At 55.3% G+C, this 25,225-nt stretch carries 22 protein-coding genes and 1 tRNA gene; 8 read left to right on the top strand and 15 right to left on the bottom strand.

What is annotated here, in order from left to right:
* The first annotated feature begins 36 nt into the window (after positions 1–36).
* Entirely contained in the window at positions 37–1,302 is a 1,266-nt protein-coding gene (locus QQL54_RS01050; protein WP_284386658.1) for a HAMP domain-containing sensor histidine kinase, read from the top strand.
* A gap of 15 nt (positions 1,303–1,317) precedes the next feature.
* Here QQL54_RS01050 and QQL54_RS01045 read toward each other — a convergent pair whose 3' ends face one another.
* The 4 genes from QQL54_RS01045 to QQL54_RS01030 all read right to left on the bottom strand — a co-directional run bounded on the left by QQL54_RS01045 (position 1,318) and on the right by QQL54_RS01030 (position 6,707).
* Positions 1,318–3,495: a TonB-dependent receptor plug domain-containing protein gene (locus QQL54_RS01045; RefSeq protein WP_284386657.1), complete on the bottom strand. Its 2,178-nt coding sequence runs from the start codon at positions 3,493–3,495 to the stop codon at positions 1,318–1,320.
* Positions 3,496–3,504: 9 nt separating this feature from the next.
* Entirely contained in the window at positions 3,505–5,640 is a 2,136-nt protein-coding gene (locus QQL54_RS01040; protein ID WP_284386656.1) for a M56 family metallopeptidase, read from the bottom strand.
* A gap of 39 nt (positions 5,641–5,679) precedes the next feature.
* On the bottom strand, positions 5,680–6,081 hold the full coding sequence (locus tag QQL54_RS01035) for a BlaI/MecI/CopY family transcriptional regulator (protein WP_284386655.1): 402 nt from the start codon (positions 6,079–6,081) through the stop codon (positions 5,680–5,682).
* 92 nt (positions 6,082–6,173) lie between these two features.
* A complete protein-coding gene (locus tag QQL54_RS01030) occupies positions 6,174–6,707 on the bottom strand; it encodes a biliverdin-producing heme oxygenase (RefSeq protein ID WP_284386654.1) in 534 nt (177 codons plus the stop codon).
* 142 nt (positions 6,708–6,849) lie between these two features.
* Here QQL54_RS01030 and QQL54_RS01025 point away from each other — a divergent pair, with 142 nt between their 5' ends.
* Together QQL54_RS01025 and QQL54_RS01020 are read left to right on the top strand one after the other, a co-directional pair.
* Positions 6,850–9,411: an HWE histidine kinase domain-containing protein gene (locus QQL54_RS01025; protein WP_284386653.1), complete on the top strand. Its 2,562-nt coding sequence runs from the start codon at positions 6,850–6,852 to the stop codon at positions 9,409–9,411.
* A 104-nt stretch (positions 9,412–9,515) separates the two neighbouring features.
* Positions 9,516–11,159: a DEAD/DEAH box helicase gene (locus QQL54_RS01020; protein ID WP_284386652.1), complete on the top strand. Its 1,644-nt coding sequence runs from the start codon at positions 9,516–9,518 to the stop codon at positions 11,157–11,159.
* Between the two features lie 72 nt (positions 11,160–11,231).
* Here the strand turns inward: QQL54_RS01020 and QQL54_RS01015 are convergent, their stop codons facing one another.
* Positions 11,232–12,668 (bottom strand): sensor histidine kinase, encoded by a 1,437-nt coding sequence (locus tag QQL54_RS01015; protein WP_284386651.1) that lies wholly within the window; start codon positions 12,666–12,668, stop codon positions 11,232–11,234.
* Positions 12,669–12,790: 122 nt separating this feature from the next.
* Here QQL54_RS01015 and QQL54_RS01010 point away from each other — a divergent pair, with 122 nt between their 5' ends.
* Positions 12,791–13,531 (top strand): hypothetical protein, encoded by a 741-nt coding sequence (locus QQL54_RS01010; RefSeq protein WP_284386650.1) that lies wholly within the window; start codon positions 12,791–12,793, stop codon positions 13,529–13,531.
* 62 nt (positions 13,532–13,593) lie between these two features.
* Positions 13,594–14,940: an L-serine ammonia-lyase gene (locus QQL54_RS01005; protein WP_284386649.1), complete on the top strand. Its 1,347-nt coding sequence runs from the start codon at positions 13,594–13,596 to the stop codon at positions 14,938–14,940.
* Positions 14,941–14,985: 45 nt separating this feature from the next.
* Here QQL54_RS01005 and QQL54_RS01000 read toward each other — a convergent pair whose 3' ends face one another.
* The 8 genes from QQL54_RS01000 to QQL54_RS00965 form a co-directional block, all read right to left on the bottom strand.
* Positions 14,986–15,405: an SRPBCC family protein gene (locus QQL54_RS01000; RefSeq protein ID WP_284386648.1), complete on the bottom strand. Its 420-nt coding sequence runs from the start codon at positions 15,403–15,405 to the stop codon at positions 14,986–14,988.
* Positions 15,386–15,733 carry an ArsR/SmtB family transcription factor gene (locus QQL54_RS00995; RefSeq protein ID WP_284386647.1) on the bottom strand — a complete coding sequence of 116 codons (348 nt, stop codon included), beginning with the start codon at positions 15,731–15,733 and terminating at the stop codon, positions 15,386–15,388. The genes QQL54_RS01000 and QQL54_RS00995 overlap by 20 nt, the downstream gene beginning before the upstream one ends.
* A gap of 274 nt (positions 15,734–16,007) precedes the next feature.
* A complete protein-coding gene (locus tag QQL54_RS00990) occupies positions 16,008–16,979 on the bottom strand; it encodes a zinc transporter ZntB (protein WP_284386646.1) in 972 nt (323 codons plus the stop codon).
* A gap of 47 nt (positions 16,980–17,026) precedes the next feature.
* The gene (locus QQL54_RS00985; RefSeq protein ID WP_284386645.1) at positions 17,027–18,694 is read right to left on the bottom strand and encodes a chorismate-binding protein; all 1,668 of its coding nucleotides are present in this window, start codon (positions 18,692–18,694) and stop codon (positions 17,027–17,029) included.
* A 3-nt stretch (positions 18,695–18,697) separates the two neighbouring features.
* Positions 18,698–19,639, bottom strand: coding sequence for a 5-oxoprolinase subunit C family protein (locus QQL54_RS00980; protein ID WP_284386644.1), 942 nt, complete (start codon positions 19,637–19,639; stop codon positions 18,698–18,700).
* Positions 19,636–20,304: a 5-oxoprolinase subunit PxpB gene (gene pxpB / locus QQL54_RS00975; protein ID WP_284386643.1), complete on the bottom strand. Its 669-nt coding sequence runs from the start codon at positions 20,302–20,304 to the stop codon at positions 19,636–19,638. The genes QQL54_RS00980 and pxpB overlap by 4 nt, the downstream gene beginning before the upstream one ends.
* Positions 20,301–21,074 carry a 5-oxoprolinase subunit PxpA gene (pxpA, locus tag QQL54_RS00970; RefSeq protein WP_284386642.1) on the bottom strand — a complete coding sequence of 258 codons (774 nt, stop codon included), beginning with the start codon at positions 21,072–21,074 and terminating at the stop codon, positions 20,301–20,303. The genes pxpB and pxpA overlap by 4 nt, the downstream gene beginning before the upstream one ends.
* Before the next feature lie 83 nt (positions 21,075–21,157).
* Positions 21,158–22,360 carry a BaiN/RdsA family NAD(P)/FAD-dependent oxidoreductase gene (locus tag QQL54_RS00965; RefSeq protein WP_348520669.1) on the bottom strand — a complete coding sequence of 401 codons (1,203 nt, stop codon included), beginning with the start codon at positions 22,358–22,360 and terminating at the stop codon, positions 21,158–21,160.
* A gap of 117 nt (positions 22,361–22,477) precedes the next feature.
* On the opposite strand from QQL54_RS00965, the gene QQL54_RS00960 reads away from it, so the two are divergent.
* A complete protein-coding gene (locus QQL54_RS00960; protein WP_284386640.1) occupies positions 22,478–23,020 on the top strand; it encodes a hypothetical protein in 543 nt (180 codons plus the stop codon).
* On the opposite strand, the gene QQL54_RS00955 is transcribed toward QQL54_RS00960, so the two are convergent.
* On the bottom strand, positions 22,962–23,543 hold the full coding sequence (locus QQL54_RS00955) for an NUDIX domain-containing protein (protein WP_284386639.1): 582 nt from the start codon (positions 23,541–23,543) through the stop codon (positions 22,962–22,964). The genes QQL54_RS00960 and QQL54_RS00955 overlap by 59 nt on opposite strands.
* A 20-nt stretch (positions 23,544–23,563) precedes the next feature.
* A tRNA-Ser gene (locus tag QQL54_RS00950) sits at positions 23,564–23,654 on the bottom strand.
* A gap of 241 nt (positions 23,655–23,895) precedes the next feature.
* Here QQL54_RS00950 and QQL54_RS00945 point away from each other — a divergent pair.
* Both QQL54_RS00945 and msrA read left to right on the top strand, forming a co-directional pair.
* Positions 23,896–24,618, top strand: a complete 723-nt coding sequence (locus tag QQL54_RS00945) for an N-formylglutamate amidohydrolase (RefSeq protein ID WP_284386638.1) — start codon at positions 23,896–23,898, stop codon at positions 24,616–24,618.
* A gap of 1 nt (position 24,619) precedes the next feature.
* Positions 24,620–25,204, top strand: coding sequence for a peptide-methionine (S)-S-oxide reductase MsrA (gene msrA / locus QQL54_RS00940; RefSeq protein WP_284386637.1), 585 nt, complete (start codon positions 24,620–24,622; stop codon positions 25,202–25,204).
* Positions 25,205–25,225: the final 21 nt, after the last annotated feature.

Here is a 25,225-nt window from a genome sequence, read left to right as displayed (position 1 = left end):
CTTGCGCCTGCGCTGATCTTCGCTTTGATTATGACCTTGAGCGGGTGGCAAACAGTGTGCGGCTTGCGCACAGAAATCACGAACCAGATCAATGACGACGTGGCCAGCCTGTCAGAAGTCTACCTCACACAAGGTCCGGATGCGGTTGATGTTGCGATCTCACAGCGCCTCGCGCTATCGCCACTGAGTCGAGCCGGAGCACATTATCGATTTGAGGACCAAGGGGGTCTACCCCGATCCGGCGATCTCAGCGCGGCCATCACTCAAAGCTCAAAGCTGACCGACCCCACCATTGTTCAATCCACTAACTTTGGATCTCTCACTTTACGAGCGACAGTGTTTCAGGGCGGAGAAACATTGATTGTCGCGCGTGAGAATAGCGCGATCCGCAAGGCGGCTTGGGTTCAACTTCGTAACACGCTCATCGGGTTAGTTGCCCTGATCGCTCTGGCTGCGCTGATAGCCGTCCGCGCGACAGGATCTTTGCGGCAACGGATCGGCCAGATGAACGACACGCTCGACCATGTCGGTAAAGGTCATCTTGATGCGCGCCTGCCCGAGACAGGGCAAGAAGACGAGCTTGGGGCGTTGGCCTCTCATATTAATGGCATGATCGGACGCGCCGAACGGTTACTCAATCTACGCAAGCGCGTGACTGACCAAGTCGCCCATGAAATGCGCTCACCGCTGACACGGCTTGATGCCGCTCTGCTGAAAGCCCAATCCAACACACGCGCTGATCCAGCGCTGGCCAAGGCGAGGGCCGAATTGAAGTCCAGCCTCCGCCTGTTGGATGGGTTGCTCGATGTGTCATCGGCTGAAGCGCAGCAAGGGGATCGGCGTAATCTCGAGCCCGTCGATTTGGCCGAATTAGGTGCCAATATGGTGGAACTGTTCGAACCTGTCGCAGAACTTCGTGGCCAGCATCTGGTTCTAGAAGCTCGCGCTAAAGCGGTCGTTGATGCCGCTCCCGCCCAAATTGGCCGACTGATTTCCAACCTGATCGATAATGCGCTGAAGTATGCCGACCCCAACACCGATATCATTATCTCAATTGACACACTCGGGAATAAGGCTGTTCTTTCCGTAGCCAATCAAGGCCCGCAAATTCTCGGCGAACTCCGTTCCGAAATTTTCACGCCCTTCTTCCGCCACCCTGACATGGCGGAAAAACAGGGGCATGGCCTCGGCTTAGCCTTGTGCCGATCCATCGCTCTGCGTCATGACGGCACGCTCGACATCACGCCGAACCCACACCTCACCATTTTTACGCTGACCCTGCCGCTTACTGAGCAAAGCTAAACTCGTCTCACCCTACTAAAAGCTCCCGCTGAGAGAGAAACGAAGGATCGGACCAAAGGCGAACTTGGAGTCCTGCATTTCCTTTATGACGCCTACATCGCGCCGCGCGGTAAATCGCGTCCGCTCGAAAAATTCCTCTTGCCCGATGAGGTTAGAAATACTGGCGTTCAGGGTCATGCCAGCGAGATTTTTATGCTCGATGAACACGCGCGTAAACGGTCTATCATTCCCGTTCCGATCCACCGAAAATAACCGGTAGCGTTCGGCTGAAACATAATGCTCGACATAAAAACCATACGCCCAATCCGTTCTTGGAATATCGTGGCGATAGCTGGCTTCATAATAGATTTTCTTGTCCCCGTTCAGTCGTCGTCCGAAAGCTAACACAGGATCATCTACGGTTGAGTCGCGCCAATCGAAGATCAAGTTTAGCTCGGTGCCCGGCAAACCCCATTTGTCACCTTTAAGCGTCGTCGCGACGTCAAAGCCATAGCGGTAAGCCTTGCCGATATTGCCAACACCGTCGCCATCGACACCAATTGGAATTCGGTCCACCGTGTCCGATATCGCCGCGCCGTAAAACTCGATCCGGAACGTGTTACCCTGTCCAAAATCCTTGTCGAATTCGAGACTAGCCAACCAGCTTTGCGAAGGGATGAGATCCGGATTAGCGGATCGATCCAAATCTTCCTGAAGATCGACGGATGAGATAAAATCGAAGAAATTGAGTTGTCCAACTTCGCGCTCCACTTTTGAGCGGATCTGGAAACTATCATCGACCTTGTAGGTCGCAGACAGAAAGCCCTTTGGACGAACAAACTCGCGTGGATCGACCGATGCCAATCCAAGGCGTTCCTGCATCAGTTTTGAATATTCAACCCCAGCAGAAGCTTGCAAATCCCATTTGTCACCATAGGGACGGCTATGCGTCACCGTACCTTCGAAACGATCTTCGCTGACATTAAATCCTGTCATCGGCCTACCCACAAAGGCCATGTCTGGCTCTTGCGTCAGAAGTTGTTGCTCAATATCCAGCTCATTATAAGCGCCTTCACCCGCAAACTGCCAGTCACCGCCCTCCGGCAAACTCCAAGAATATTCAACGCGGCCAACGAGCTCTAATTCTTCAGCGGTCTGGTCAAATCGACTGGCTTCAACAAAACCCGTTTGAGGGTCAAAAACAGCAAACCCGCGACTTGTCGGCGAATGTTCGCGATCAAGAACACCCGTAATCTTGAGCTGCCCATCCAAGAACGGAAATTCGTAGTCACCGTCAATTTCCAGATTCCACTCATCCTCACTTTCAGTTGCGAGGGTCAGACTGTCATCCCCGTCTGCCGTAACAGGCGTTCGAATTCCCGTAGCTGAACGATTGAAATTGAACAGGTAGTATTCCGTATTCAGGTTGATCTTGTGATCCGGAGCAGGCGTCCAGCCGAGGTTGAGCGCAACGCCCGGCCGATCACCGAAATTCTGTATCTTCTCCGTACGATGCTCAAAGATTATGCCCGAAGCATCGGACCGCGTTTCATCTGAGGTCGCCCCTCCCCGAAATCCATATTCACGCAATTGCAGAGCGTAGGTGAGACCGCCTGCGACATCGAATTCCCCTGACAAGTTGATTTCTGCATTCAACAAATTGGGTTCGAGGTCGCGGCGGAATTGAGGATTCCACTCCCACGTTCCCTTCAAGCCGCCTGATTGGCTCACCGTTATATCTGCGACCTGCCCGCTCAAACCGGGGATCGAGAGAGATGCGCCGTCGCGGATACGGATTTCAACGACATTATCCGCTAAGATTTTCTCTAACTCGTCTCGTGCGTCAGCCTTGCCGGTTAATCGCTCGCCATTGATCAGAACATTGGCGCCGCCCTGTCCCAAGCCACGACGTCCAGTATCCCCACTCTGGACCTGAAACCCCGGAATCCGCCGGACCATGTCCAACGCCGTTCTGGGGACATAGCTAGCGAAATAGCTGGCCGGGTAAGTATCGGGCGCGGGGACTTCCTTGGAGGTCGAAGTCCCCGCAACGGCTGGAAGGGTTGTTTCAGCCGCCTGTTCTGATGTTTGTTCTGATGTTTGTTCTGGGGCTTGCTCAACAGGTTGTATGACAGCGTGAGCGCCAGAGGTTAGACCTGTGATTAGGCAAAGCGATGTCGTGACCGCCAGAAGCGGCTTGAGAACATTAGACATGAAGATACCCTACTTCTTGGGGTCGTGTTCGAATGTCCCGAAGGTCATAACGAGTGGATCTTTCTGGTGTGCCCCAGAGAGGCTGATCCGGACTTGGTCTTTCTTAAACTTCAATGTAATCTCATCTTCTAAAATCAGACCTGCCTTGGAAATCAACTTGGCGTAACGGTTCCGCTGCTCAGTGCTGACTTTCCGGCCATCGACCGTCAGATATTCTTGGCAAAGTTTGATGTAAACTGTCTTATCATTGCGTTTCACAAAACCGTCTTTGACTAAAGCATCCATGAGGTCAGCCCGCAGCGCCATCACATCCAAAGGGCGGCCATTGATCATAATGGTTTTGCCTTCTTCTGGATCAGACACCGTCACCGTGTGAGTGCTGTTGGAATGGCTTGTGCTATGCGCCCTTTCTGCAGCGTGAGCTTTAGCTTCGACCTTGCGCACAGCCCGCTCCCGAGCGCGTTCGGCTTGTTCCACTCGACGCTCCGCCTGTTCTCGAACACGCTCGGCCTGTTCACGAGCCCGTTCAGACTGTTCTGCCTGACGCTCCGCCTGCTCGCGGACACGTTCGGCCTGATCACGGTTGCGTTCCGACTGTTCGACCTGACGAGCTGCCTGTTCGCGCATGAGGGAGACATGTTGCATTTCAGATTCGACGCGGTGACGAATATCCTCAGCGCCTAGGTTCAGGCCCATGGCTTCAACCTGTTCGCCCCAGGCCTCCATTTTCTCGCCCCAAGCCTCCATGCTCTCTTCCCAATCGCCATCGAAGCGTTTCTCAACCTCTTCGCCCCAGGCCTCCATTCTTTCTTCCCACTCGCCTTCGAAACTGGCCTCAATTTTTTCGCCCCAGGCTTCCATTTTCTCGCCCCAAGCCTCCATAGCGGCTTCGAAGTCAGCCTCTGTCTCATAGTCACCGAAGTTGGGCACGGGAACTGTAGGGAGGGTTGCAACCACGGGTGTCGCGGGCATGGCCGGCATAGGCGGCACGGACGGCATTTCAGGCATCGGCGGCAATTCAATACCGTTCACTTTCCCAGTAATTTTCCCATTCGATCGTATGACGGTTTCTGGGAGCATGACATGTTCCGTAGTCTCACGGTCTTCGACAATTTCTGCCGTTTGCGATTGAGCCATCGACACTGTGCTACACGCTGCTGTTCCCAACATGAGGGCTGACACCGCCACCGCGGACAGGCGACTGGATGACGTTCGGGCCGTCGGGCGACCCATCAGGCGGTTCAGGCGCGTCAATAAGGGACCCCCGTCAGCCGCCATCGCCAAGGCAGGCGCCTGCGACCCAAGGCGAAGCGCCGCAAGACCCCGCGCCAAATCAGTTGGCCGACCGCAAATTTGCACGGCGATGTCGTCACAGGCTTGCTCCCGGTCGACATCAATCAAACGCGACAGAATAAGCACGGTTGGATTGAAGTAGAGCACCGTCTTGATTGCGGTTTGGATCAGACCGAACATGAAGTCGTGACGGCGGATATGTGCGAGTTCATGCAGCAAGATCGCTTCGACTTGCGCAGAAGGTAGCGATGTCAAGAACCCGAGTGGGACAAGAACGATCGGGCGAAGCGCCCCCAATGTCATCGGGCCGTTGACATGCTCAGAGATGAATAAACGAACCCGCTCATGCGTCCGGCTGCGCTGTACAAGTGTGCCGAACCGACTGTTCCAGTCCGATCCCGCCGTGCGCAAACCGCTTGTTGCCAGCCAACGTGTCATCGCCCAAGCGCGGTAGGCCTGCAGGCTCAAAAAGGCGAACCCGATCGCCCACGCCATACCAAGCCAAGGCACTAACGCGACCGCGAGGCCGCTTTCCAAGCTTTGGATCGGAAGAACGCTGACAGACACTGAGAGGTCCGTGAAGCCCCCGCCTTGAGAGGCTTGATCCCCTGAAACTTGTGTTGGTGACCAACTACGGAGCTTTGTGATCGTCAAAATCATGAAGGTCGCCAGAAAGGCGCCAAAAGTCCCGACCAGTCCGGTCATCCCGATCAGATAGCGGAGCTTTGCTCTGCGTTCTGTTACCAAAGCGCGGAGCGTCAAAACGACAACACCGATCAAAGCGGCCTGCCATAGGCTGTGTAGAATAGACCATCCGAGCGCGTCCCAGAGTGCGGTGATATTCAGTGTCATTGTCTCGTCCCCTTAATCTTACTTTGTCAGCTGCGATCGCTAGATCGCGCTGTCAGTCTTTTGGTCAATGTCTAACGAATCCAAAAACTCACGAATTTTTTCGATGTCGCCTGGACTGGCCTTATCCGTACCCAACGCATGCATGACGAGGTCTGGCACTGACCCCTCAAACGCCGTATTTACAAACCGGTCGAATAGCCGCGATTTGGTCGCCGCCTCACTCACCATCGCCCGATAATTATAGGATTTCCCTTCACCTGGTGAGCGGCTGACTAGACCCTTATCATGCATCCGCTGTACCTGTTTCAAGGTCGTTGTATATCCGACCGACTTTGTACGGCTCAATTCCTCATGAATCGTCTTCACACTGCAGGACTGGCGTTCCCAAAGAACCTGAAGAATAGCAGTTTCCGCCGGAGAGGGTTTGATTATCTGTGTCATATGGATTTGGTAAACGACAGATGTCGTCTAGTAAACCACCAAAACGACACATGTCGTCCTTTTAACATTTGACGTCACACCAATCTAGGTCGTTACGTCTCTATTCGTAGCTCATCCGCCGCTAAGTCGAAAACTTCGAACACCTGATTAGCGCATATGAGAATAGATCCGACCTCGTTCGATTCTGCATCGATGGATGCAAGCTCGAATAGAAAGCTCGGCCACGCCCGACTCTTAATATTGGCGTTCAGGAATTGGCTCGCAGCCCGGACTCTTTCATCAGTCGATTTTTTCCAAGCACGATGCAGAATTTTCGCACCAAGCTGACTGCCTGTCATCACATATCGGTAGCCGATCTCGTTAAAAGCAAGCTGTTCTGGGGGACTAGTCCAAGTTGGCAGCTTCGCTCCTAAAGCAGCTAGATCGTGCTTTAATTCCGCTATAAAATTCAGTGTGGGCGTGATCTCTGACAGCAGCGGCTCATAGAGACTTTGAACTAAGAAATGTGCAGAGAGGAAGCGCTTAAGGCCCTCAACTGTTGTCAGATCAAGTGCACCCAAGCGTGCGTCGATCCGGTTGTGACTCGCAGCGGTACCTTGACGCAATTTTGTCCGCAATTCATTCATCGACACGGCTATAGGGTCGTGCACCAAACCGCACAACAACTCCGACATGTATCCATGCACTTCCCAATCGCATCAAAAGCCTCATAATATACTTTAACTAGCAATTGGTCGTGGATCGCGCGTCACTTGGAGACCAGATCGGATGTCCAAATCCAACTTATCGCATAACGAAGAGCTTGCGCTCGACAATTGCGATTCTGAACCAATCCATACGCCGGGGTCCATTCAAGCTTTTGGATGTATTCTCGCGGGCAATACAGATTTAGCTCGTATTGATTATGCCAGTTCGAACACAGCAGACATTCTGGGCATGGCGCCGGCCAAGCTACTCGGCATAAGCTTTGAAGAAATTCTTGGCCGAAGTTTAGCGCACGACGTTCGAAACACGTTGAGCATGTCGACCTCATCGCGTCAGCGCGAGCGCGTCGGCTTACTGACTCGAGACCAGCAAGTGGTCGAAGTCTTTACCCACCTCAATTTGGACGGACTTGCTGTCGTCGAGTTCGAACCTATCGAGCCTACCGCGAATGATCGCCGTTCATCAGTCGACAAAATGCGCATTCTGCTCGATCAAGCCAGTCATCAACGGTCAATCCAGAACTTGCTCAAAGTGTGCGCTCACGGACTGCGAGACCTAACCGGTTATGACCGCGTCAAAGCGTATCAATATAGTGACAATGGCGACGGAGAGGTCGTCGCCGAATCGCGAACTTCTAAGGCGGAGAGCTTCCTCGGCTTGCGCTACCCCTCATGGGATGTTCCCACTCAAGCCCGCGCATTGCAGGTTAAAAACCCTGTGCGAATATTGTCAGGTGTGGCCCATGCACCCGTTCCTGTTTTAGCGTTGAGCGAAGATCTGGCACCGCTTGATATGAGTTTAGCGCATTTGCGGGGCGTTTCTCCCATTCATATCGAATATCTCCAAAATATGGGCGTCCATGCGACATTGACGATCGGCCTAGTCGTGTCGGGTCGGTTGTGGGGTATGTTTGCCTGTCACCATCTAGAGCCACGCAATATCAGTTCTGACCTTAGGATTGCTGTTGAACTGTTCGGACAGCTTATCTCCTTGGTCATTCAGCAGAAGCTGGAAGTCGAACGTGCAAATGCGCGGACACAGACAGGCGAAGGCCGTCGGCGCATCCTAGCCGAGACTGATGCCTCCACAGATCTTCTGCACGCATTTCCGACTCTGGGACCAATTTTGCAGGATGTTGTCGATAGCGATGGCCTCGCCATTATCCGCGACGATCGTATTCAAACCCTTGGTTCAACGCCGTCTTCGGACGCTATACGGGTTATTGCAGGGCGAAAGCCTGACGACGATAACCTACTCGAAAACACATCCTCGCTTTTGCATGAAGGTTGGGTCACGGATCAGGATTTGGCCGATACAGCTGGATGCCTCCTAATCCGCTCCACGGCTGCTTACCCATTGCAGTTGATGTTCTTTCGAGATGGAAAAACTCGTAACGTTAACTGGGCCGGCAAACCGGAAAAGACGATCAAACAGGGGGCTTTCGGACCGCGCCTAACACCGCGTGAATCTTTTGCTGCCTATATGGAACAACAGTCAGGGTGGAGCATCGATTGGTCTGCTTTCGACAATGAGGCCGGACGCGAATTTCAAATATTGTTGACGCAAATTACGGCAAAGGGTGAGCGCGCCCAGATGCTGCGTCACAAGGACCTCGTCTCCCATCAACGCCAGCAGGATCTGTTGATTGCGGAACTTAACCATCGCGTGAAAAATATTCTGGCTCTGATCCGATCACTCTCGCGTCAGGCTAAATCCTCATCAGCCTCGCTGGAAAGCTACGCTCAGGCATTAGAGCAGCGAATTTCTGCGTTAGCAGCCGCTCACGATCTCGCTGTCGACAATACGATGCAAGGCGTATCTCTACGCAGCATTCTGGAGACAGAGCTGCGGCCCTACGCCAACGATGACGGCGCACAATATCTATTATCGGGACCCTTGATTGGCCTCAGACCAGATGTTTCCCCAATCATCGCTCTTGTCATACATGAAGTTGTGACGAATGCCGCGAAATATGGCGCGCTTAGCACACCGGATGGAATCGTACGTGCACGATGGTCGCTAGAAGAGACGGGTCTGACATTTAGCTGGTTGGAAATGAACGGACCAAAAGTGTCCCCCCCGACGCGCCACGGATTTGGTCGATCACTGATTGAACGTGCAATTCCTTACGAATTCGACGGGACGTCGATACTTGAATATCCTGAAAGCGGAGTGAAATTCGATTTCACCCTACCCACGAAATTATTGGTTGAAATCGAAGAAGAAAAAGCCGTCAAAATTGTTGGCTCAATCGGCAAGGTCGAGAGGGTCGCTAGCGATCAAACAGCCCTACTCGTCGAAGATAATATCGTACTCGCTATGGATATGGTCGAAAGCCTAACACGCCTTGGCACGCGCTCGGTCGAGACCTCCGCGACTGTCGAAGAAGCGCTCCGCCATTTAAAAAATCAGACATTCGACTTCGCCGTACTCGATATGAATTTGCGTGGAGTCGTGTCGTTCGATATTGCTAAAGCTCTGATGGAGGCTGGCACTCCTTTCCTATTCGTGACCGGTTATGGTTCATCGCTCGACGTACCAACTGAACTTAAGAGCATAAAAATCTTGACCAAACCGGTCGATGATGGGGCGCTCTCCAAAGCAGTCGGAGATTTACTGTCCTGAGTCTCCTCCGCAGCGATTCATTGACAGGGGGGCATGTGAGGCTTAGCGGGCCGTCTTTCCCCTTGCTGTTGCGGATATGACCGTCACGGCCCAACGGTACCCTCATGACAACATTCTCCGATCTCGATCTGGCCGAGCCGCTTTCGCGCGCATTGGCGACACTCGGTTACACCGAGCCAACGCCAATCCAAACTGAAGCGATCCCACATCTCCTTAAGGGTCGCGACCTACTGGGCATTGCTCAGACCGGCACAGGCAAGACGGCGGCGTTCGCCCTGCCGACTTTGCACCACATTTTCACCAGTGAAATGGATCCGCCTAAACGCGGGGCGCGCGTGCTCGTCCTGGCTCCGACCCGCGAACTGGTCGGGCAGATCGAAGAGAGCTTCCGCAATTATGGTCGGTTCATGATGGACCTTGAGGTCGCTAAAGTTACAGGCGGCGTGTCCATTGCCCGTCAGATCAAACGGCTTGTCCACGGCAATGATGTATTGGTTGCCACGCCCGGCCGCCTTATCGACCTGCTCGACCGCGGCGACCTCCGCCTTTCCGGTGTTGAAGTCCTCATCCTCGATGAAGCCGACCAGATGATGGATATGGGTTTCATTCACGCGCTTAAGAAAATTATCCCGCTGCTGCCAAAGCAACGTCAAACCTTGTTCTTTTCCGCCACACTGCCACCGAAGATCAAGAAACTCGCCGATAGCTTTTTGACCGACCCTGTTCGCGTCACGGTCTCACCGGCTAACTCGACAGCTGAACGTGTTGAGCAATCGCTGATCTTCGCTAAAAGCCCTGAAAAACCGATGCTGCTGGCCGACCAACTCCTGCGCCCAGAGGTCACGCGCGCACTGGTCTTCACTCGCACCAAACATGGGGCTGACCGGGTCGTGAAACGTCTGGCAACAATCGGCATTCCGTCGCTCGCCATTCATGGCAATAAAAGCCAAGGTCAACGCACACGCGCGCTGGACGCGTTTAAAGACGGCACCGTCAATGTTCTGGTGGCAACCGATGTGGCCGCGCGCGGGATTGATATTCCCGGCATTAGCCATGTCATCAATTATGAAATTCCCAATGTGCCCGAGCAATATGTGCACCGGATCGGCCGCACCGCGCGGGCGAAGGCGTCTGGCTTTGCCATTGCCCTCGTCGCCCCGGACGAGAAGGCCTATCTGAAGGATATTCAGAAACTGCTCGGCGAAACTATTCCCGTCGTCGCTATGCCCGAAAACATGGCAGACCGCATCAAGGTCATCGAAGCACGTGACGCCATCGCTCGGGTCGAAGTTTCACCTGATCAGAGCCGAAAAGGCCGCGGCAAGTCGCGTAAGCGCGGCAAGAAAAAGACCGATGGTCGAGGCAATAGAGCCGACACACGCGGGGCTCCACAAGCACCGTTTGCGGCAAAGAATAAAGACAAGCCCAAAGAGAGCTTCAAAGATAAACCCAGAGACAACGCCCAGAACAAATCCAAAGACAGTTTCAAGGGCAATTCTAAAAACACATCGAAGGATGGGTCCGAATATCGCAGCCGTTCGACAAAACCCGCATCTGCGGGCGGTGATAGCTCGCGTCGCCGGGCGGCACCGAGCCGATCGCAAAAGCCGAACTCCCAAGGCGGGCCAAAACAGACGACACCCGGCAATCCCGGCGGTGCACCAAAGCCTGCACGGAAATCAACCCGGCGAGCTGCACCGCAACGCGGTGGCGGTGGCCATCAATCACCGAAACGACGGGGTCGTTAGTCAAAATAGGCGGGCGTGTACTGGGCCATTCAATCCAGCCTGTCCCAAGCCATTTTGACTGAAGAAACTTAGCTAGCCCGCTAGCGCGACTGGCGGTTCTTCGATTGTGGGGGCGAGCGGCGTTTCGATTTCATCTTCGAACACAACCGAGTTCTGAGCGGGTGCGGTGGTCTGCATGTCTGTTTCAACCGCCATGAGCGGGATCGCGACACAAAATTGTGACCCCTTGCCCGGTTCTGACGTCACGCTGATTTCCCCGCCGAACAGATCGGTCAATTCGCGGCAGATTGAGAGTCCGAGACCCGACCCCCGCACTGTATTGGTCTGTCCATCTTGGGCTTGTTCGAACCGATCAAATACGCGGCTCTGCCGCTCCGGTGTAATCCCGATGCCGCTATCTTGGACGAAGAAATTCAGCCACCATCGACCATCTTTTAGGTCCTGTCCGCGCATCGCCATGGCGACATAGCCTGTATCCGTAAACTTCACCGCATTACTCAGAAGATTTCCGATCACCTGACGCAAACGTCCGTGATCGCCCCTGAACATTGCGGGCAGTCCGGGTTCAATATTTAGGTGTAGGTTGATCCCCTTTGCGCGTGCGTTAGCCTGATGTAGGGACATCAATGAATCCAACATTTTGGCGGGATTAAACGGCGTCGATGTCAAGGTGATCCGTTCGGCTTCCAAGCGAGAGAGATCAAGCACATCGTCAATAACGGAGATCATACCCGCCCCGCAATCTTCGATGATTTTCGCATAATTGTGCTGCGTTTCATCCAGATCCGTCCGAAGCAAAAGCTGGTTCATGCCAAGGACACCATTCAGCGGTGTGCGCAATTCATGGCTCATATCCGCCAAGAATTGCGTCTTGGCCGCTTCCGCAGCACGCGCATCAGCGAGATTGGATTCCAGTGACCCGAACAGGTCGTTCAGCGATAAAGTTAGAGAGCCCATGACCGCCCCGACCATGGCGATAGCTATAATAGCCTGCATGCTGCGTTGCGTGTTCCGCAGCGCCACATAGGCTGGATCAGATAAGACAGCTATATCGGCTTGGCTTGCATTGATGTGGAGACTGACGACAAGCAGCGCTGCGCACGCACAATAGATTAAGAGCGATCGCCGCGTTCCCAATAGGGCGACAATCATAATTCCTGCGACCAGAACGGGTATGAGCGCAGAATTGATCCCAACATTTGCCGGAATCGCAGTCCCACCCACGGCCAGCAAAATCATGCTGCCCCACAGGACAGAGAAGAAATCAAAATTAGCCTGGTAACGTAGCGTCAGAGCCGAGCCTGACAAAAGGACAACTGAGATAACCAGCAGTGTATGGTCCAGAATCCAGCCGCCATAGACGAAATACATCTGCACAGCGTTGAACATCTGCGTCACGAAAAAGGCCACCGCCGTGACATAGATCGTCCGAGCCTTGAACAGGTCCGACACGCTGGTCAGTCGATCAAGGCGCAGATAGGCTTCCCACCGCGCAATCATGTCCTTCATTTCGGTCCTCCAACCGATTTTCAGACTTGCTTTAGGATACAAACCCTACGGACTTATTGATGAGTGGCGCTATGTCGCAGGATATCTCGCCAAGGATCGCGAACTCGGCTAAGACTGATCCTATGTCTGGCCCTCAAATCGATCTGGAAGATAAGAATGCAATTGGCGGGCTCGACCGCATTGTGACGCATATCAGTTTGGCTATCGTCGCAACCTTCCCAACATTTGTCGCCTGTGTTGTCACCCCGTGGCGGCTTGTTCCTCAACTAACGGTCGAAGAACCAGATGGACGGCAAGGCTATTTGCTCAGCCCCGGCGCCTATTTCCCAATCGGTCTGACGATCATGCTGTTGATCGCGTCTGTTCTGACCAATGAGGACACGCTGGCCAGAAATGGCGGCACCATTGGTCCGAGAATGGCGGTGGATGTCGCCGAAGCCGCGACCGCAGGCAATCTCTGGAAAACGCTCTCCATCATTGCACCGCTCTATTTCATTGCCATTTTAGCCGGCGTCGCGGGTAAGGGGCTCACGCGCTGGGCGGGCCCGTGGTGGACCCTTAGGACCAGTATGCGCGCGGCCTTTTACCAGATGACGACGTCGATCAGTTGGATCATTCTATCGAGTGCCATCATTGATCTGATTAGTGTCTCAACGGATATTCCGGGCATTGGAGGGTTTCTTTATGATCTGAACAACATCCCGATTTTCGGGATCGCCCTCTGGATATATTTCTGGTTCTTCAAACGTGGCGGTGGTCACTCGACCTTACGCGCAATCCTCCTCGCCGGGGCTATGCTGACATTTATCGCTGTGATGGTTGTAGGCTCCAACCTCTTAATCGCAGCCGCGGCCGCAACATAATCAGACCATATTGAAGACCCGTCACGGCTTCCCAATCCGACGAAATCGTCTATCAGCGGGCTATGCTATCCGTGCTCGATATCTTCCGGATTGGTGTGGGGCCGTCCTCTTCCCACACAGTGGGACCAATGCGGATTGCGGCGCGTTACCGCAAACGCCTAACCAAGAAAGCGCTCTCACCCGACCAGATCGAGATTGTATTCCGTGGCAGCCTCGCATTTACGGGCGATGGCCACGGCACCTTCCGCGCCGCCAAGCTTGGCCTGTTGGGCTTTGTGCCTGAAACCATTGAGATGGCGAAAGCCGAGACCGCTCTGGCGCAGCTGAATGAAACGGGACGCTTACCGAACGGGTCCGAAGTGATCGTTACTGTCGATTACGACACACCGACCCGGCTCCACCCCAATGAGATGGTCATGATCGCGCGCTGCGACGGCGAGACCCTCGACAGCCGTACCTATTACTCAACCGGCGGCGGGTTCATCGCCAGTCATGCCCAGCTTTCTCGCCCTGTGCGCGATGATTTGGTTCGCGTCGGCGATGCCAGCCCGCATCCGTTTGGTTCGGCCGAAGAATTGCTCGACATATGCGCGCGCGAAGCCCTGCCCATTGCGCAGATCATCCTCGCCAATGAAGACGCCAAACGCCCGCGCGCCAAAACTCTCGCCCGCATAGATCAGGTCGCCGCCGTCATGATGCAGAGCGTCGACCGAGGACTGGCCGCGTCCGGCCTGTTGCCGGGATCGCTTAAAGTGCAACGCCGCGCCTCAAAACTTTGGCAGAAACTCACCTCCGCGCCGCCCAATGAACGCGAAGCCCTGTTCGACTGGCTCAATGTCTACGCGATGGCCGTGAATGAAGAAAACGCCGCCGGTGGTCAGGTCGTAACCGCACCGACCAATGGCGCCGCCGGGATCATCCCGTCCATCATTCGTCACTATTGTCATGATGAAGACGGCTCTCTGCAAGTCGAACAGACCCGGCGTTTCCTACTGACGGCGGGCGGCATCGGGCTGCTCTACAAACAACGCGCTTCCATCAGCGGCGCAGAAATGGGCTGTCAGGGTGAAGTCGGCGTGGCCTGTTCCATGGCGGCAGGCGGGCTCTGCGCGGTTTGGGGCGGCAGTCCAGAGCAAGTTGCCAGTGCCGCCGAAATCGGCATGGAACACAATCTCGGCCTGACCTGTGATCCGGTCGGCGGCCTCGTCCAAATCCCCTGTATCGAACGCAACGCCATCGGCGCCGTCAAAGCTGCCAACGCCGCGCGCCTCGCCCTTCACGCCCCTGGTCAGATGATCGTCAGCCTCGACGCCGTCATCGAAACCATGCGCCAGACCGGGCTGGATATGAGCAGCAAGTATAAAGAGACGAGTCAGGGTGGACTGGCCGTGAATGTAATTGAGTGTTGAGGTGCGGCATTGCACTTTAAGCCGTCTCGCTGAGCGATCCTTCGCTTAGGAGACAACCCGTCGCAGTCTCGCAAAATGATCATCCCAGCCAATGTCGTGATCTGCCACTTGTGAAAACCCGTCCGAGGCTTTTTCAAAACCTGTATGTTCGAGCGACAAAATCGTGCCCTGATCGACGGCCTTAAGTGTCCAAGTACATGTCGTCTCGACGTCCATAAGACCTTGATGAGTGAAGGTGTGGACCAGCTTTCTGGGCGGATCGAATGTTAGCACTTTGCCCCAGACCAACCGTGTACCCTCCTTGCCAAGCGTATTCGTCACAAGTGCATAAATGCCATTCGCTTCGAAATCGGTTTCACCTTCATGGAACCAAGTCGCCAGACGATTCTTTTCGGTCAGAAATTTCCAAACATGATCCGGCGGCGCTTTGAGTATGATTGTTTTTTTAAGGGTTAGGCGTGTCATAAACGTCTTCCTCTACAGCTGTTTTCAGATCAAGTAGCTTCGCATCCCAGAACTGGTTGAAATCTGAGAGCCAGTCGAAGGCGAGCTTTAATCCGTGTGGATCGAGATGGTTGATGCGTTCCCGCCCGGACGTTTCTGTCACAACAAGTCCGCTGTCTTCGAGAACTCTGAGATGCTTCACGATAGCATTACGAGAGATTGGAAACTCCCCGGCAATCTCGCTGACAGACCTCGATTCCCTCGCCAGCAAGGTGACGATTTCCCGCCGCGTCGGATCCGCTAATCCCCGGAAGATGGGTTGCGCGCTCATTTGGATATCATGGCTCATAGTTCAATTTATATGTAACACCTTTTGGTGTCATGTCAATATAATTTGGATATCAGCCCTTTGGCCCATCCTGATATATCAAGATGAAGTGCCCGATCAGGCCGAAATTCATTCCAAGCCATAGTTCGGGATAACCAATCTCCGCTTTCCCCCCTTAACTTCACTTCGCTCACTACAGACACGAGGAGATGCACGATCCGTAGGACGGTGTGGGCGGAAGTGCGGGCTGGGCGGTCTTGCGGAAGATTGCGGTTTGGGCCGGAACGACGTCGCCTCAAATCCAGCGAAGAATTTTAAACAGACCCATCAAAGCGACCCCGATTATGGATATAATCGCCGTTACGTACCAAAAGCCCATATCGCTATCGACCCACGGCATCCCGCCCACATTAATGCCCATCATGCCTGACAGCAGTCCCAGCGGAAGAAAGACGGCGGCGACGACAGACAGGATCATCATGTTCTGGTTCATTTCTTCGGCACGAAGATCCGTCAGTTGATCTTTCACGATGGCGCAGCGTTCCCGTACCGCGTCCAATTCTTCTGCAACCCGCGTCGCTTGATCGGCGGCATCGCGCAGGCGGAGTTGGTCGTCCGCATTGATCCACGGCAGCTGTTGCTGCGACAAGGAAATGAGCGCGTCTTTTTGCGGGGCGAGGTATCGGCGCAGCATAATCGCTTCGCGGCGGAGTTCCGCCACTTTGGGACGGGCCTGATCATGGCGATGGCGATCCGTACCTTCGATCAACTGTTCCAGATCATCAACCTGTTCATTGAGGTCAGTAATCGTCGGCGCCATACGTTCGATAATGGCGAGCGCGAAAGAGGCGATAAAACCGCCCGGTGTTTTGGACACAGTCTGACTCTCTAACCGTTCGACCATATCGCCAACGGCTTTGAGACTCCGCGAATTACAAGAAATGACGCGGCCCTGCTGTATGAAGAAACGCAATGGGATCATGTCCTCGGGTTCTTCGCCCGGATTAAGGTTCACTCCGCGTAGATTGATCAATACGTCCTTACCGCGCAACATGGTGCGGGGCCGTGTGTCAGAGGCGAGTAGTGTCCGCGTCGCGATCACGTCGACACGTTCATCGGCATCAAACAGCGCCTGCGTCGCCGGATCATCGCGATTAAAATGGTACCAGTAATACCCCTCTTTCAAGGGGTCGTCGAAGTCATCAAGTGCCGCTGGCGTGGCTTCGCCGTTACTATCGATTTTCCAAGCGTGAAGGATGCCGGTCATAGCCCAACCTTAGACTGAGATAAGAGGTGCGCCTAGCCCGGTGATGATCAGACCGGATCGCTAGATATCAGCTCAGCTCGCATCAGTCCGCGCAGACTATTGCCGACAAAAAGTGCGTCCGCCGAGAGCAGATCTGCCAGAGTCAGCTCGGCTTCGACCACCTCGCCTTGATCGAGCAATTCCTGACGTAAAATACCGGGCAGTAGACCCGGCGCGGCGGGAGTCAGCAACTGGCCACCCGACTGGACGAACAACGAGGTGAAGCTGCCCTCCTTCACAAAGCCGGCCGTATCAAGGAACAGGACTTCGGATGCACCGCAGAGCGCCCCGACGCGCGCCCGTTCTCCGTCGTAAAAGTCGCGGCGGGATGTTTTGATATCAGTGCGCTGTACTGCATCAGTCAGCCTGTAGCGCGAAAGGGCGAGCGGGATTGGCTCTGACAATGTGCGTAGCGCGCTCAAGCTCAACTCAGTCTGACCTTCTAATGTCAGATCAACACGCACGCGCTGGGGCGTGTCCGTTGACGGAATATCGGGCAGAGCCGCGCCGAGCCGGGCGGCATGGCGCGCGGCCCTAACCGGCCCGTCTGGTCCGGTCCGTAGGGTCTCAAACTGGGTGGGTAGTTCCGGCGACCAGATCCCAGCTTTGAGCAGACACTCGCGATATTCGTCCGCACCACCGGAATCGAGCACGACCCCGCTACCGACGTCGTAGCGTAGTTTATTTTGCTCTAGCACCGCGGTGCGGATCGTGACTGAGAAGGACGCCGTATCGTCCGGCGCGATAAATCCAACCGCGCCGCAATAGGGCCCGCGCGGACCGAATTCGAGGTCGTGGATGATTTCCATCGCCCGGATTTTCGGCGCGCCCGTGACTGAACCGCAAGGGAACAGCGCTTGGAAAATATCCTGCCAGCGAACCTCACGCCGGAGCGCCCCGGTCACTTGCGACGTCATCTGGATCAGGGTCGGATAATCTTCGATGGCGAAAAGCTCGGGCACTTGAACACTGCCTGGTTCGCACAGGCGCGACAGGTCGTTGCGCAACAAATCAACGATCATCAAATTCTCAGCGCGCGACTTCTCATCATCGCGCATATCATCGTCGGACGTTTTGGGTCGCGTGCCCTTCATCGGACGCATCCGCATTGATGCGCCGCGCCGTTCAAAGAAAAGCTCGGGCGACAGGCTGATAATCTCAGGCCCGGACTCGTCCTCATAAAGACTGACGATAGACCCATAGCGACCGGGTTGGCGCTGGCGATATCCGGCATAGAGGTCGGCGGCCCCAACGTGCGTTTGGCCGCGCATTGGGAATGTCAAATTGACCTGATACGCATCACCGGCACGTAGATAGGCCTCAACTTGCTGGAACCGAGCGTCATAGTCAGCCTCTGACCAGTCCGGTGATAGCGCGACCTCAGGCGGCTCAGAACGATAGAGTAAGTGGGCGGGCGGATGATCGGAGGGTTTCGCAAATACGCCCAGCCGAACCAGTTCCGTTCCCGGCGACGCTAGATGCGACAACTTCGGCTCTAACGCCGCCGCGAACTCATATTGGAATAGCCCCGCGATCCAATAACCCTCAGCCTGTGCCGCCTCGATGGCTGCGAACACGTCCGCCACTGGTTCGCCCATCCGGTAGGTCAGAACCTCAATTGGGTCAGTAAAATAGAGTTGGCGATGGGTCGCTTGGTCATCCAGCAGGACGTACATCGGTTAGAAACTGAACCCCGGGATCAGCGTGCTCCACAACGCATTGCGCGTTTGCAAAATATCTGGCGCTTCCTCTTCGAAACATCGACGAAAGCTAAGCTTCATACCCGGTGCGATCTGACCGAGCAGCCATTGATCAGCCTGAATAACGTGCAGGCCGCGCGCATAACCGCCCGTGCAGTGACCATCGGCCAAAGCCAAGATCGGCTGACCATCCGGCGGACATTGCAGCGTTCCCGGCAGAAGCGGCGAACTCGTCATTGCGAATTTTTTGTCGGTCACGATCCGATCGCCGCGCAGGCGAGACCCCATCCGGTCCGTCGCTGGCGTGGCAATAAACGGCGTCGTAAAGAGATAGCGTTGACTGTCGGGTGAAAGCAGATCCCATTCAGGCCCAGACCGTGCCCGCAATACAATATGACCCGACAGAAACGGGATATAGCCCTTGGGTAGCGTCCGCCCCTCACCCGCCGGATCAGCAGACAGATCGAGCGTGTCGCCAGTTTTCAAGGCCCGTCCTTCAATCCCGCCAAGCGCGGCAGGGAGATAGGTTGAAACGGATCCGAGAAATTCCGTGGCGGCAATGCCTCCCGCCACAGCGATGTAACCGCGACAGCCATCGCGCGCGTAGGACAAAGTCAATATATCGCCCGCTTCGACCGGCAGAGCCCGGTTCAGATCGACATTCATGCCGTTGATCTGCGCCCACATTTGTGCGCCCGACAAGGCGATACGGCTATCGCGTTCGAAGCGTAAATGCAGGCCGCCCAGCGCACATTCCAGTGCCGGTGCATCCCAATCATTGCCGACTAAATGGTTGGCGATGGCGAAGGACAATTTGTCCGCCGCACCGGAGCGCGGAATGCCGAGATGACGATGGCCGGGACGACCCGCATCCTGCACGGTTGTCTGCGTGCCGCCATTTAAAACCGTAATCGCACTCATTTTGGAACGAACCGGATGCGATCACCGGCCTCCACGAGAAAGGGCTTCTTACGCGTTGCGTCGAACATATCGAGCTCTGTCCGGCCGATAATCTGCCAGCCACCCGGACTCTCAAGCCCGTAAATTCCGGTCTGCCAATTGGCGATCCCAACACTACCGGCCGGGACAACGGCGCGAGGTGTGGCGTGACGTGGATGCTGCAAAATCGGATCGACCTCTGAGAGAAACGCAAAGCCGGGAATGAACCCCATCATGCAAACACGATATTCCGGTTCAGAATGCAGCGAGATGACCTCTTCGGGCGTTTTCCCAATATGCTCTGCCATCGCGATAAGGTCTGGCCCGTCAGCGCCGCCATAGGTGACTGGAATGTTGACTAACCGCCCTGCCGCCGCCGTTTCGGAGCGCGATTCGCGCACCATAGCATCTTCGACTTTGCGCGTGGCTGCGCCGACCGACATACGCGCGCCGTCAAAACTGGCGACCAAACTGTCATAGCCGGGCATGACTTCGATGAAGAGGTCAGTCTTGCGAAGCCGGGCAGCTAGCGCGTGAACCTGATCACTCACTGCGGCATCGAAACCATCAACGTTCCATTCGACCAGCACGGCATGATCGCCATAATGACGAATGTTCGGCTGCAAATCTGGTTGCGGCGCACTCATGCGGCGAAGGCTTTAATCACGACGCCGGTCGCTTCAATAGCGGCGCGGGCTTGGCGCGCTGTTTCTACAGCGCCAGCACTGTCGCCGTGGACACAGAGTGATCGGGCTTGAATATCCAACCGTCCACCGGACGCAGTCTGCACCTCGCCGGACGTGGCCAGACTGCAAGCCTGATCAAGCCGATCGGCCTGATCCTTAATCACAGCCCCTGGCTGTGTGCGAGAAATCAGATGGCCGTCATCGGAATAGCGACGATCAATAAAGCCCTCAGCAACAAAGCTAAGACCGTGCGCCCGCGCAGCCTTACCCATTTCAGAGTTTGGACCGCCCAACAGTGTGAGGTTCGAATCGATGGACGCGATCGTCCGAGCAATCAGATTGGCTTTGCGCGCATCCCCGACTGCATCATTATAAAGCTGCCCGTGCGGTTTCACATAAGTGACAGTCGCGCCTTCGTCTGCCGCAATCTCAACCAAGCGCACGATCTGCGCTGTCAGGCTGCGCACCAACTCACTTTCGCCAATATCCTGACCCAGCACGAGTGACCGACGCCCGAAATTCTCGCGGTCCGGATAGGCTGGATGAGCCCCAATCGCGACTCCATTGGCGAGCGCGCCGCGCACAGTTGTACGCATAGACGCATCATCGCCCGCATGGCCACCACAGGCAATATTGGCTGAACTGATATGGGACAGGATCGCGGCTTCAGCAGCCGCCCAATCGGGATTATCCGCCTCACCAATATCCGCGTTGAGATCGATCGTTTTCATAAGCCCGACTTAGCAGGTTACGCGCAGGAAGAAAGCGGCAGAGACGTTTTGCCAAATTTGTTATCGGGACTGGAGACGGGCAATTAACACACCTCTCCACAGGCAACCCCGCTTGCCCAAGCCCATTGGAAATTATGCCCGCCGAGATGCCCGGTCACGTCAACCACTTCCCCAATAAAATAGAGGCCGGGAATTTTCTTGGACTCCATCGTTTTAGATGAAAGCTCATCCGTCGAAACACCGCCGCGCGTCACCTCAGCTTTGCGGTAGCCTTCGCTGCCAGCCGGTTTCACGCGCCACTCCCCGACTTGCAGCGCCAAATTCATCAGCGCAGTATCCGGCATATCCGCCAGCCGGACCTGTTTGATGCCGCTGGCTATGTGCGCCGCCAGCCGCGTCGGCATCCGTTCGGACAACCAAGCCACAGGCGAGAGGCGGGGCTGAGCCATTCGGTCGGCCTTGAGCTGCTCCAGCACATCCACGCCAGGCGCAAGATCGATCATGAAAGCCTCACCAGCCTCCCAATAAGAACTAATTTGCAGGATAGCTGGCCCAGACAGACCACGGTGCGTGAAGAGCAAAGGCTCATCAAATTGAATGCGCTCATTTGAAACAACGGCATCAACGGCGACTCCGGATAAAGCCTTGAGGGGGTCATCCGCCTCATCCGTGAAGGTCAGCGGAACGAGGGCAGGCACAGTCTCGACCATGTCGAGTCCGAATTGTTCTGCGATCTTATAACCGAAGCGCGTCGCGCCCATCTTTGGAATACTTGGACCGCCCGTTGCGATGACCAAACTATTGCAAGACAGGGTCTGCGTGGCCGTCGTGACGATGAAGCCAGATGAGCCCTCGGACCCGATCTGATCGACGCCCAGAACCTCTGTTCCAAGCCTTATCTCGACCCCTGCGCGCGTACATTCTTCGACCAGCATATCGATGATTTGGGTCGATTTCCCCTGGCAGAAGAGCTGCCCTTCAGCTTTCTCCTCCCACGCGATTCCATGTTTTTCGACCATGTCGAGGAAATCATAGGGCGTATATCGCGACAGAGCGCTCTTACAGAAATGAGGGTTTTTACTAATAAAATTCTCTGGTGTGGAGTAAAGGTGCGTAAAATTACATCGCCCACCTCCAGATATTCGAATTTTCTCACCCGGTCGATCTGCGTGGTCGATCAACAAAACACGGCGTCCCCGACGCCCGGCAACGATGGCAGCCATCATTCCAGCGGCGCCGGCGCCGACTATTGTCACCTCGTAATCATGATTCGGATTTACATTCACGCTGTCGCGCTTAGGTGAGTAAGAATTCGGTCGCAATCTCTGATAGGGGATTGAGGGTCAAGAGGACCCGAACGGCGCAACGAACCCCGAAAGGGCAAATGCAGGAGGGAGCTCCGCATGTGGAAAATCGCGATCACACTTCCGCTTGTTTTACTGTCGGGCTGCGCCAGCTTTCCTGAAGAAGCAAACCATTTTCAATTTGCCGCCATGTCGCCTTTACGCGATCTGAATTTAACTCAAGCACCCATCCCCGGACAGCTAAACGCCCTTGCTCAGCCTTATGGCTATACAAATCAGGGCGGCTGCCAAGCATGGGCACAAGAAATCAATCAACTTGAAGCGGCTGTTGTGGCCAATGATGGTCGTCGGGTTGGCTTCCGCCGTGACAGCAACACGCTCTCGGGGCGCTCTGGCAACCTTCGCGATGTCGGTGTGAAGTCCGCAACGTCACAACTTATTCCGTTTCGGGGTGTCGTTCGGCAGGTCAGCGGCGCGTCCCATTTCGAGCAACAAGCCAACCGAGCCTCTGATCAGGCGCGATATCGCATTGGTTACCTAGTAGGTCTCGGGCGGTCCCATCGCTGCCCCGGATTTGGTGTGCTCAACGAAGCACCCCAGAGAGTCGCATCACCTCAATACGGTAGAGCCCGGCAACGGTAATCGCGTCGGTGATGCGCCCTGTCCCGATGGCGTCAATCGCATCAGCCAGCGGAACGAACAGCCGCGTAATATCCTCAGTCCCCTCAAGCTCCGGCTCCCCATGCGTTAGACCTGTGGCGAGAAAGACTTGCCCCCACTCATCCGTCAGCGAATTGGATGTATGGATATCGAACAGCCAGGTCAGCGTCTCCGCTTCGATCCCGGCTTCTTCCTTCAACTCACGACGGGCAGCATCGGCAATATCTTCGCCGCGCGGAACACCGCCTTCCGGCAGCTCCCAACTATAGCTATCCAGCGCGTAGCGTGTCTGTCCGACTAACCACACGCCCGGCACGCCGTCGCGCACTTCATAGGGCACGACACCGCAGGCACGGTTATGAAAATGGGTGACGTAATAAGTGTAGTCTTTTCCGTCCGGACCGATCACCGCGTGAGCATCGAGCCGCAGCCACGGATTATCGTGCAAGACCTCCGACGATTTCGTCGTCCATGAGTTTGGCGGGTCGGGAGGAAAGACGCTCATACAGAAAAGCTCCGGCGGGCTGGCAGTGAGGAAGGGATTCGAACCCTCGATACGGGGTTACCGTATACACGCTTTCCAGGCGTGCGCCTTCAACCACTCGGCCACCTCACTCCAGTTACCAGCGGAGCTATGTATTTTGCCCGGGGAACAATGTCCCCGAAGGCGCACGCCTCTTATCCAAGGATCGGCCAAAAGCAAGCTTTTGGCTGTGGGCGCCTTCAACCACTCGGCCACCTCACTAGACAGCAGCCCGCCGGGCAGCCGCGCCTATAGCGACGGGTGCCAGACTGAGCAAGCAGCGATGGACAGCAGAAACAGTGTGACTGCGGCGCGCGAGTGAGTAGGAGCAACCATGTCTCCTTTTTTTCACATTGACGGCCCCTCATCCGATGCTTTCGTGTTCGCGGACCACGCCTCAAATGCAGTTCCAGAGTGGGTCGGTGATCTAGGATTATCCGAGGCTGAAATGACTCGGCATATTGCTTGGGACATTGGCACGGATTGGGTGGCGCGCGCTCTATGTGAGCATCTGAACTGTAGCGGCCTGATCTGCGGTTTTTCGCGGCTTGTCATTGATGCCAATCGCAGCCCTGATGCGCCGGGCCTTATTCCGCTCGTCAGCGACCATACTGAAATTCCGGGAAATCACGGCCTATCCGAACCTCAGCGCGACGAACGGATTGTTCGGCTCTATCAGGCGTATCACGACACGCTGGGCGATGCGCTGGATGACAGGCCCGATTGCTTGGCTCTGTCGATCCACAGCTTTACGCCGCAACTGCGCGATCAGCCAAAACGTACCACTGACATCGGCCTCTTGGTCAAGGATGATAGCGAAACACCGATTGGGTTCATTCGCCAGATGACAGCCATTGCGTCAGAGTTTCAGGTCGACATCAACGAACCCTATTCCGCGCATGACCTAAACCACACGGTCGATCACAATGTCGTGCCCCGGGGTCACCCCCACCTTGCGATTGAACTCCGTCAGGACCACATCGGCACGAAGTCGGATGCTGAGCGTATGGCCGAGAGGCTCGCCCTGGCGATCCGACCCTTGATCAAGGAGATTTGACATGCTGGCCAAGACCCACACACATTATACTAACGGCAACACCATGTTTAGCGATTATCCCGAAGGTTCAGAACAAGCCATCTTCGGCATGGGCTGTTTCTGGGGTGCGGAACGTATCCTGTGGAAGCTGGACGGCGTTCACGTGACGTCAGTTGGTTATGCGGGCGGTACGGATGAAAGCCCGGATTATCATAAAGTCTGTTCAGGCCGGACGGGTCACGCCGAAGTTGTGCATGTTGTCTATGACCCCAAGGTCATCGACTTTGACGCGCTGCTGAAAGTGTTCTTCGAAAACCACGATCCGACGCAGGGCAACCGTCAGGGCAATGATGTCGGCTCTCAATATCGCAGCACGATCTACACGTTTACGGACGCCCAACTTGACCAAGCCAAAGCGGCCCAAGCGCGTTATTCAGACGCCTATGGCCGGCCCGTCACGACGGAAATTGCCGCCGCGCCGACCTATTATCCAGCCGAGGATTATCATCAGCAATATCTGGCGAAAAACCCGCAAGGATATTGTTCGCACGGCCCCACAGGCGTGAGCTGCCCAATCCCGCAACGGGTCAACGTCCCTGCGGAGTAATTTTGGATGACGCTCGCTGGC

The sequence above is a fragment of the Algimonas ampicilliniresistens genome, assembly GCF_030159955.1.
Taxonomy (GTDB): Bacteria; Pseudomonadota; Alphaproteobacteria; order Caulobacterales; family Maricaulaceae; genus Litorimonas; species Litorimonas ampicilliniresistens.
Note: the sequence above shows the minus strand (reverse complement) of the source record. Positions and strands in the feature narration are given on the sequence as shown.

Excerpts from the sequence above, each read along its gene's own strand:
- QQL54_RS00955 (WP_284386639.1), bottom strand. The coding sequence starts at position 23,543 with ATGAGCGTCTTTCCTCCCGACCCGCCAAACTCATGGACGACGAAATCG.
- QQL54_RS00945 (WP_284386638.1), top strand. The coding sequence starts at position 23,896 with ATGTCTCCTTTTTTTCACATTGACGGCCCCTCATCCGATGCTTTCGTG.
- msrA (WP_284386637.1), top strand. The coding sequence starts at position 24,620 with ATGCTGGCCAAGACCCACACACATTATACTAACGGCAACACCATGTTT.
- pxpA (WP_284386642.1), bottom strand. The coding sequence starts at position 21,074 with ATGAAAACGATCGATCTCAACGCGGATATTGGTGAGGCGGATAATCCC.
- QQL54_RS01005 (WP_284386649.1), top strand. The coding sequence starts at position 13,594 with ATGCTATCCGTGCTCGATATCTTCCGGATTGGTGTGGGGCCGTCCTCT.
- QQL54_RS01030 (WP_284386654.1), bottom strand. The coding sequence starts at position 6,707 with ATGAATGAATTGCGGACAAAATTGCGTCAAGGTACCGCTGCGAGTCAC.
- QQL54_RS01025 (WP_284386653.1), top strand. The coding sequence starts at position 6,850 with ATGTCCAAATCCAACTTATCGCATAACGAAGAGCTTGCGCTCGACAAT.
- QQL54_RS01010 (WP_284386650.1), top strand. The coding sequence starts at position 12,791 with ATGTCTGGCCCTCAAATCGATCTGGAAGATAAGAATGCAATTGGCGGG.
- QQL54_RS01020 (WP_284386652.1), top strand. The coding sequence starts at position 9,516 with ATGACAACATTCTCCGATCTCGATCTGGCCGAGCCGCTTTCGCGCGCA.
- QQL54_RS00995 (WP_284386647.1), bottom strand. The coding sequence starts at position 15,733 with ATGAGCCATGATATCCAAATGAGCGCGCAACCCATCTTCCGGGGATTA.
- QQL54_RS01040 (WP_284386656.1), bottom strand. The coding sequence starts at position 5,640 with ATGACACTGAATATCACCGCACTCTGGGACGCGCTCGGATGGTCTATT.
- QQL54_RS00980 (WP_284386644.1), bottom strand. The coding sequence starts at position 19,639 with ATGAGTGCGATTACGGTTTTAAATGGCGGCACGCAGACAACCGTGCAG.
- QQL54_RS00985 (WP_284386645.1), bottom strand. The coding sequence starts at position 18,694 with ATGTACGTCCTGCTGGATGACCAAGCGACCCATCGCCAACTCTATTTT.
- QQL54_RS00960 (WP_284386640.1), top strand. The coding sequence starts at position 22,478 with ATGTGGAAAATCGCGATCACACTTCCGCTTGTTTTACTGTCGGGCTGC.
- QQL54_RS01045 (WP_284386657.1), bottom strand. The coding sequence starts at position 3,495 with ATGTCTAATGTTCTCAAGCCGCTTCTGGCGGTCACGACATCGCTTTGC.
- QQL54_RS01035 (WP_284386655.1), bottom strand. The coding sequence starts at position 6,081 with ATGACACAGATAATCAAACCCTCTCCGGCGGAAACTGCTATTCTTCAG.
- QQL54_RS01015 (WP_284386651.1), bottom strand. The coding sequence starts at position 12,668 with ATGAAGGACATGATTGCGCGGTGGGAAGCCTATCTGCGCCTTGATCGA.
- QQL54_RS01000 (WP_284386648.1), bottom strand. The coding sequence starts at position 15,405 with ATGACACGCCTAACCCTTAAAAAAACAATCATACTCAAAGCGCCGCCG.
- pxpB (WP_284386643.1), bottom strand. The coding sequence starts at position 20,304 with ATGAGTGCGCCGCAACCAGATTTGCAGCCGAACATTCGTCATTATGGC.
- QQL54_RS00990 (WP_284386646.1), bottom strand. The coding sequence starts at position 16,979 with ATGACCGGCATCCTTCACGCTTGGAAAATCGATAGTAACGGCGAAGCC.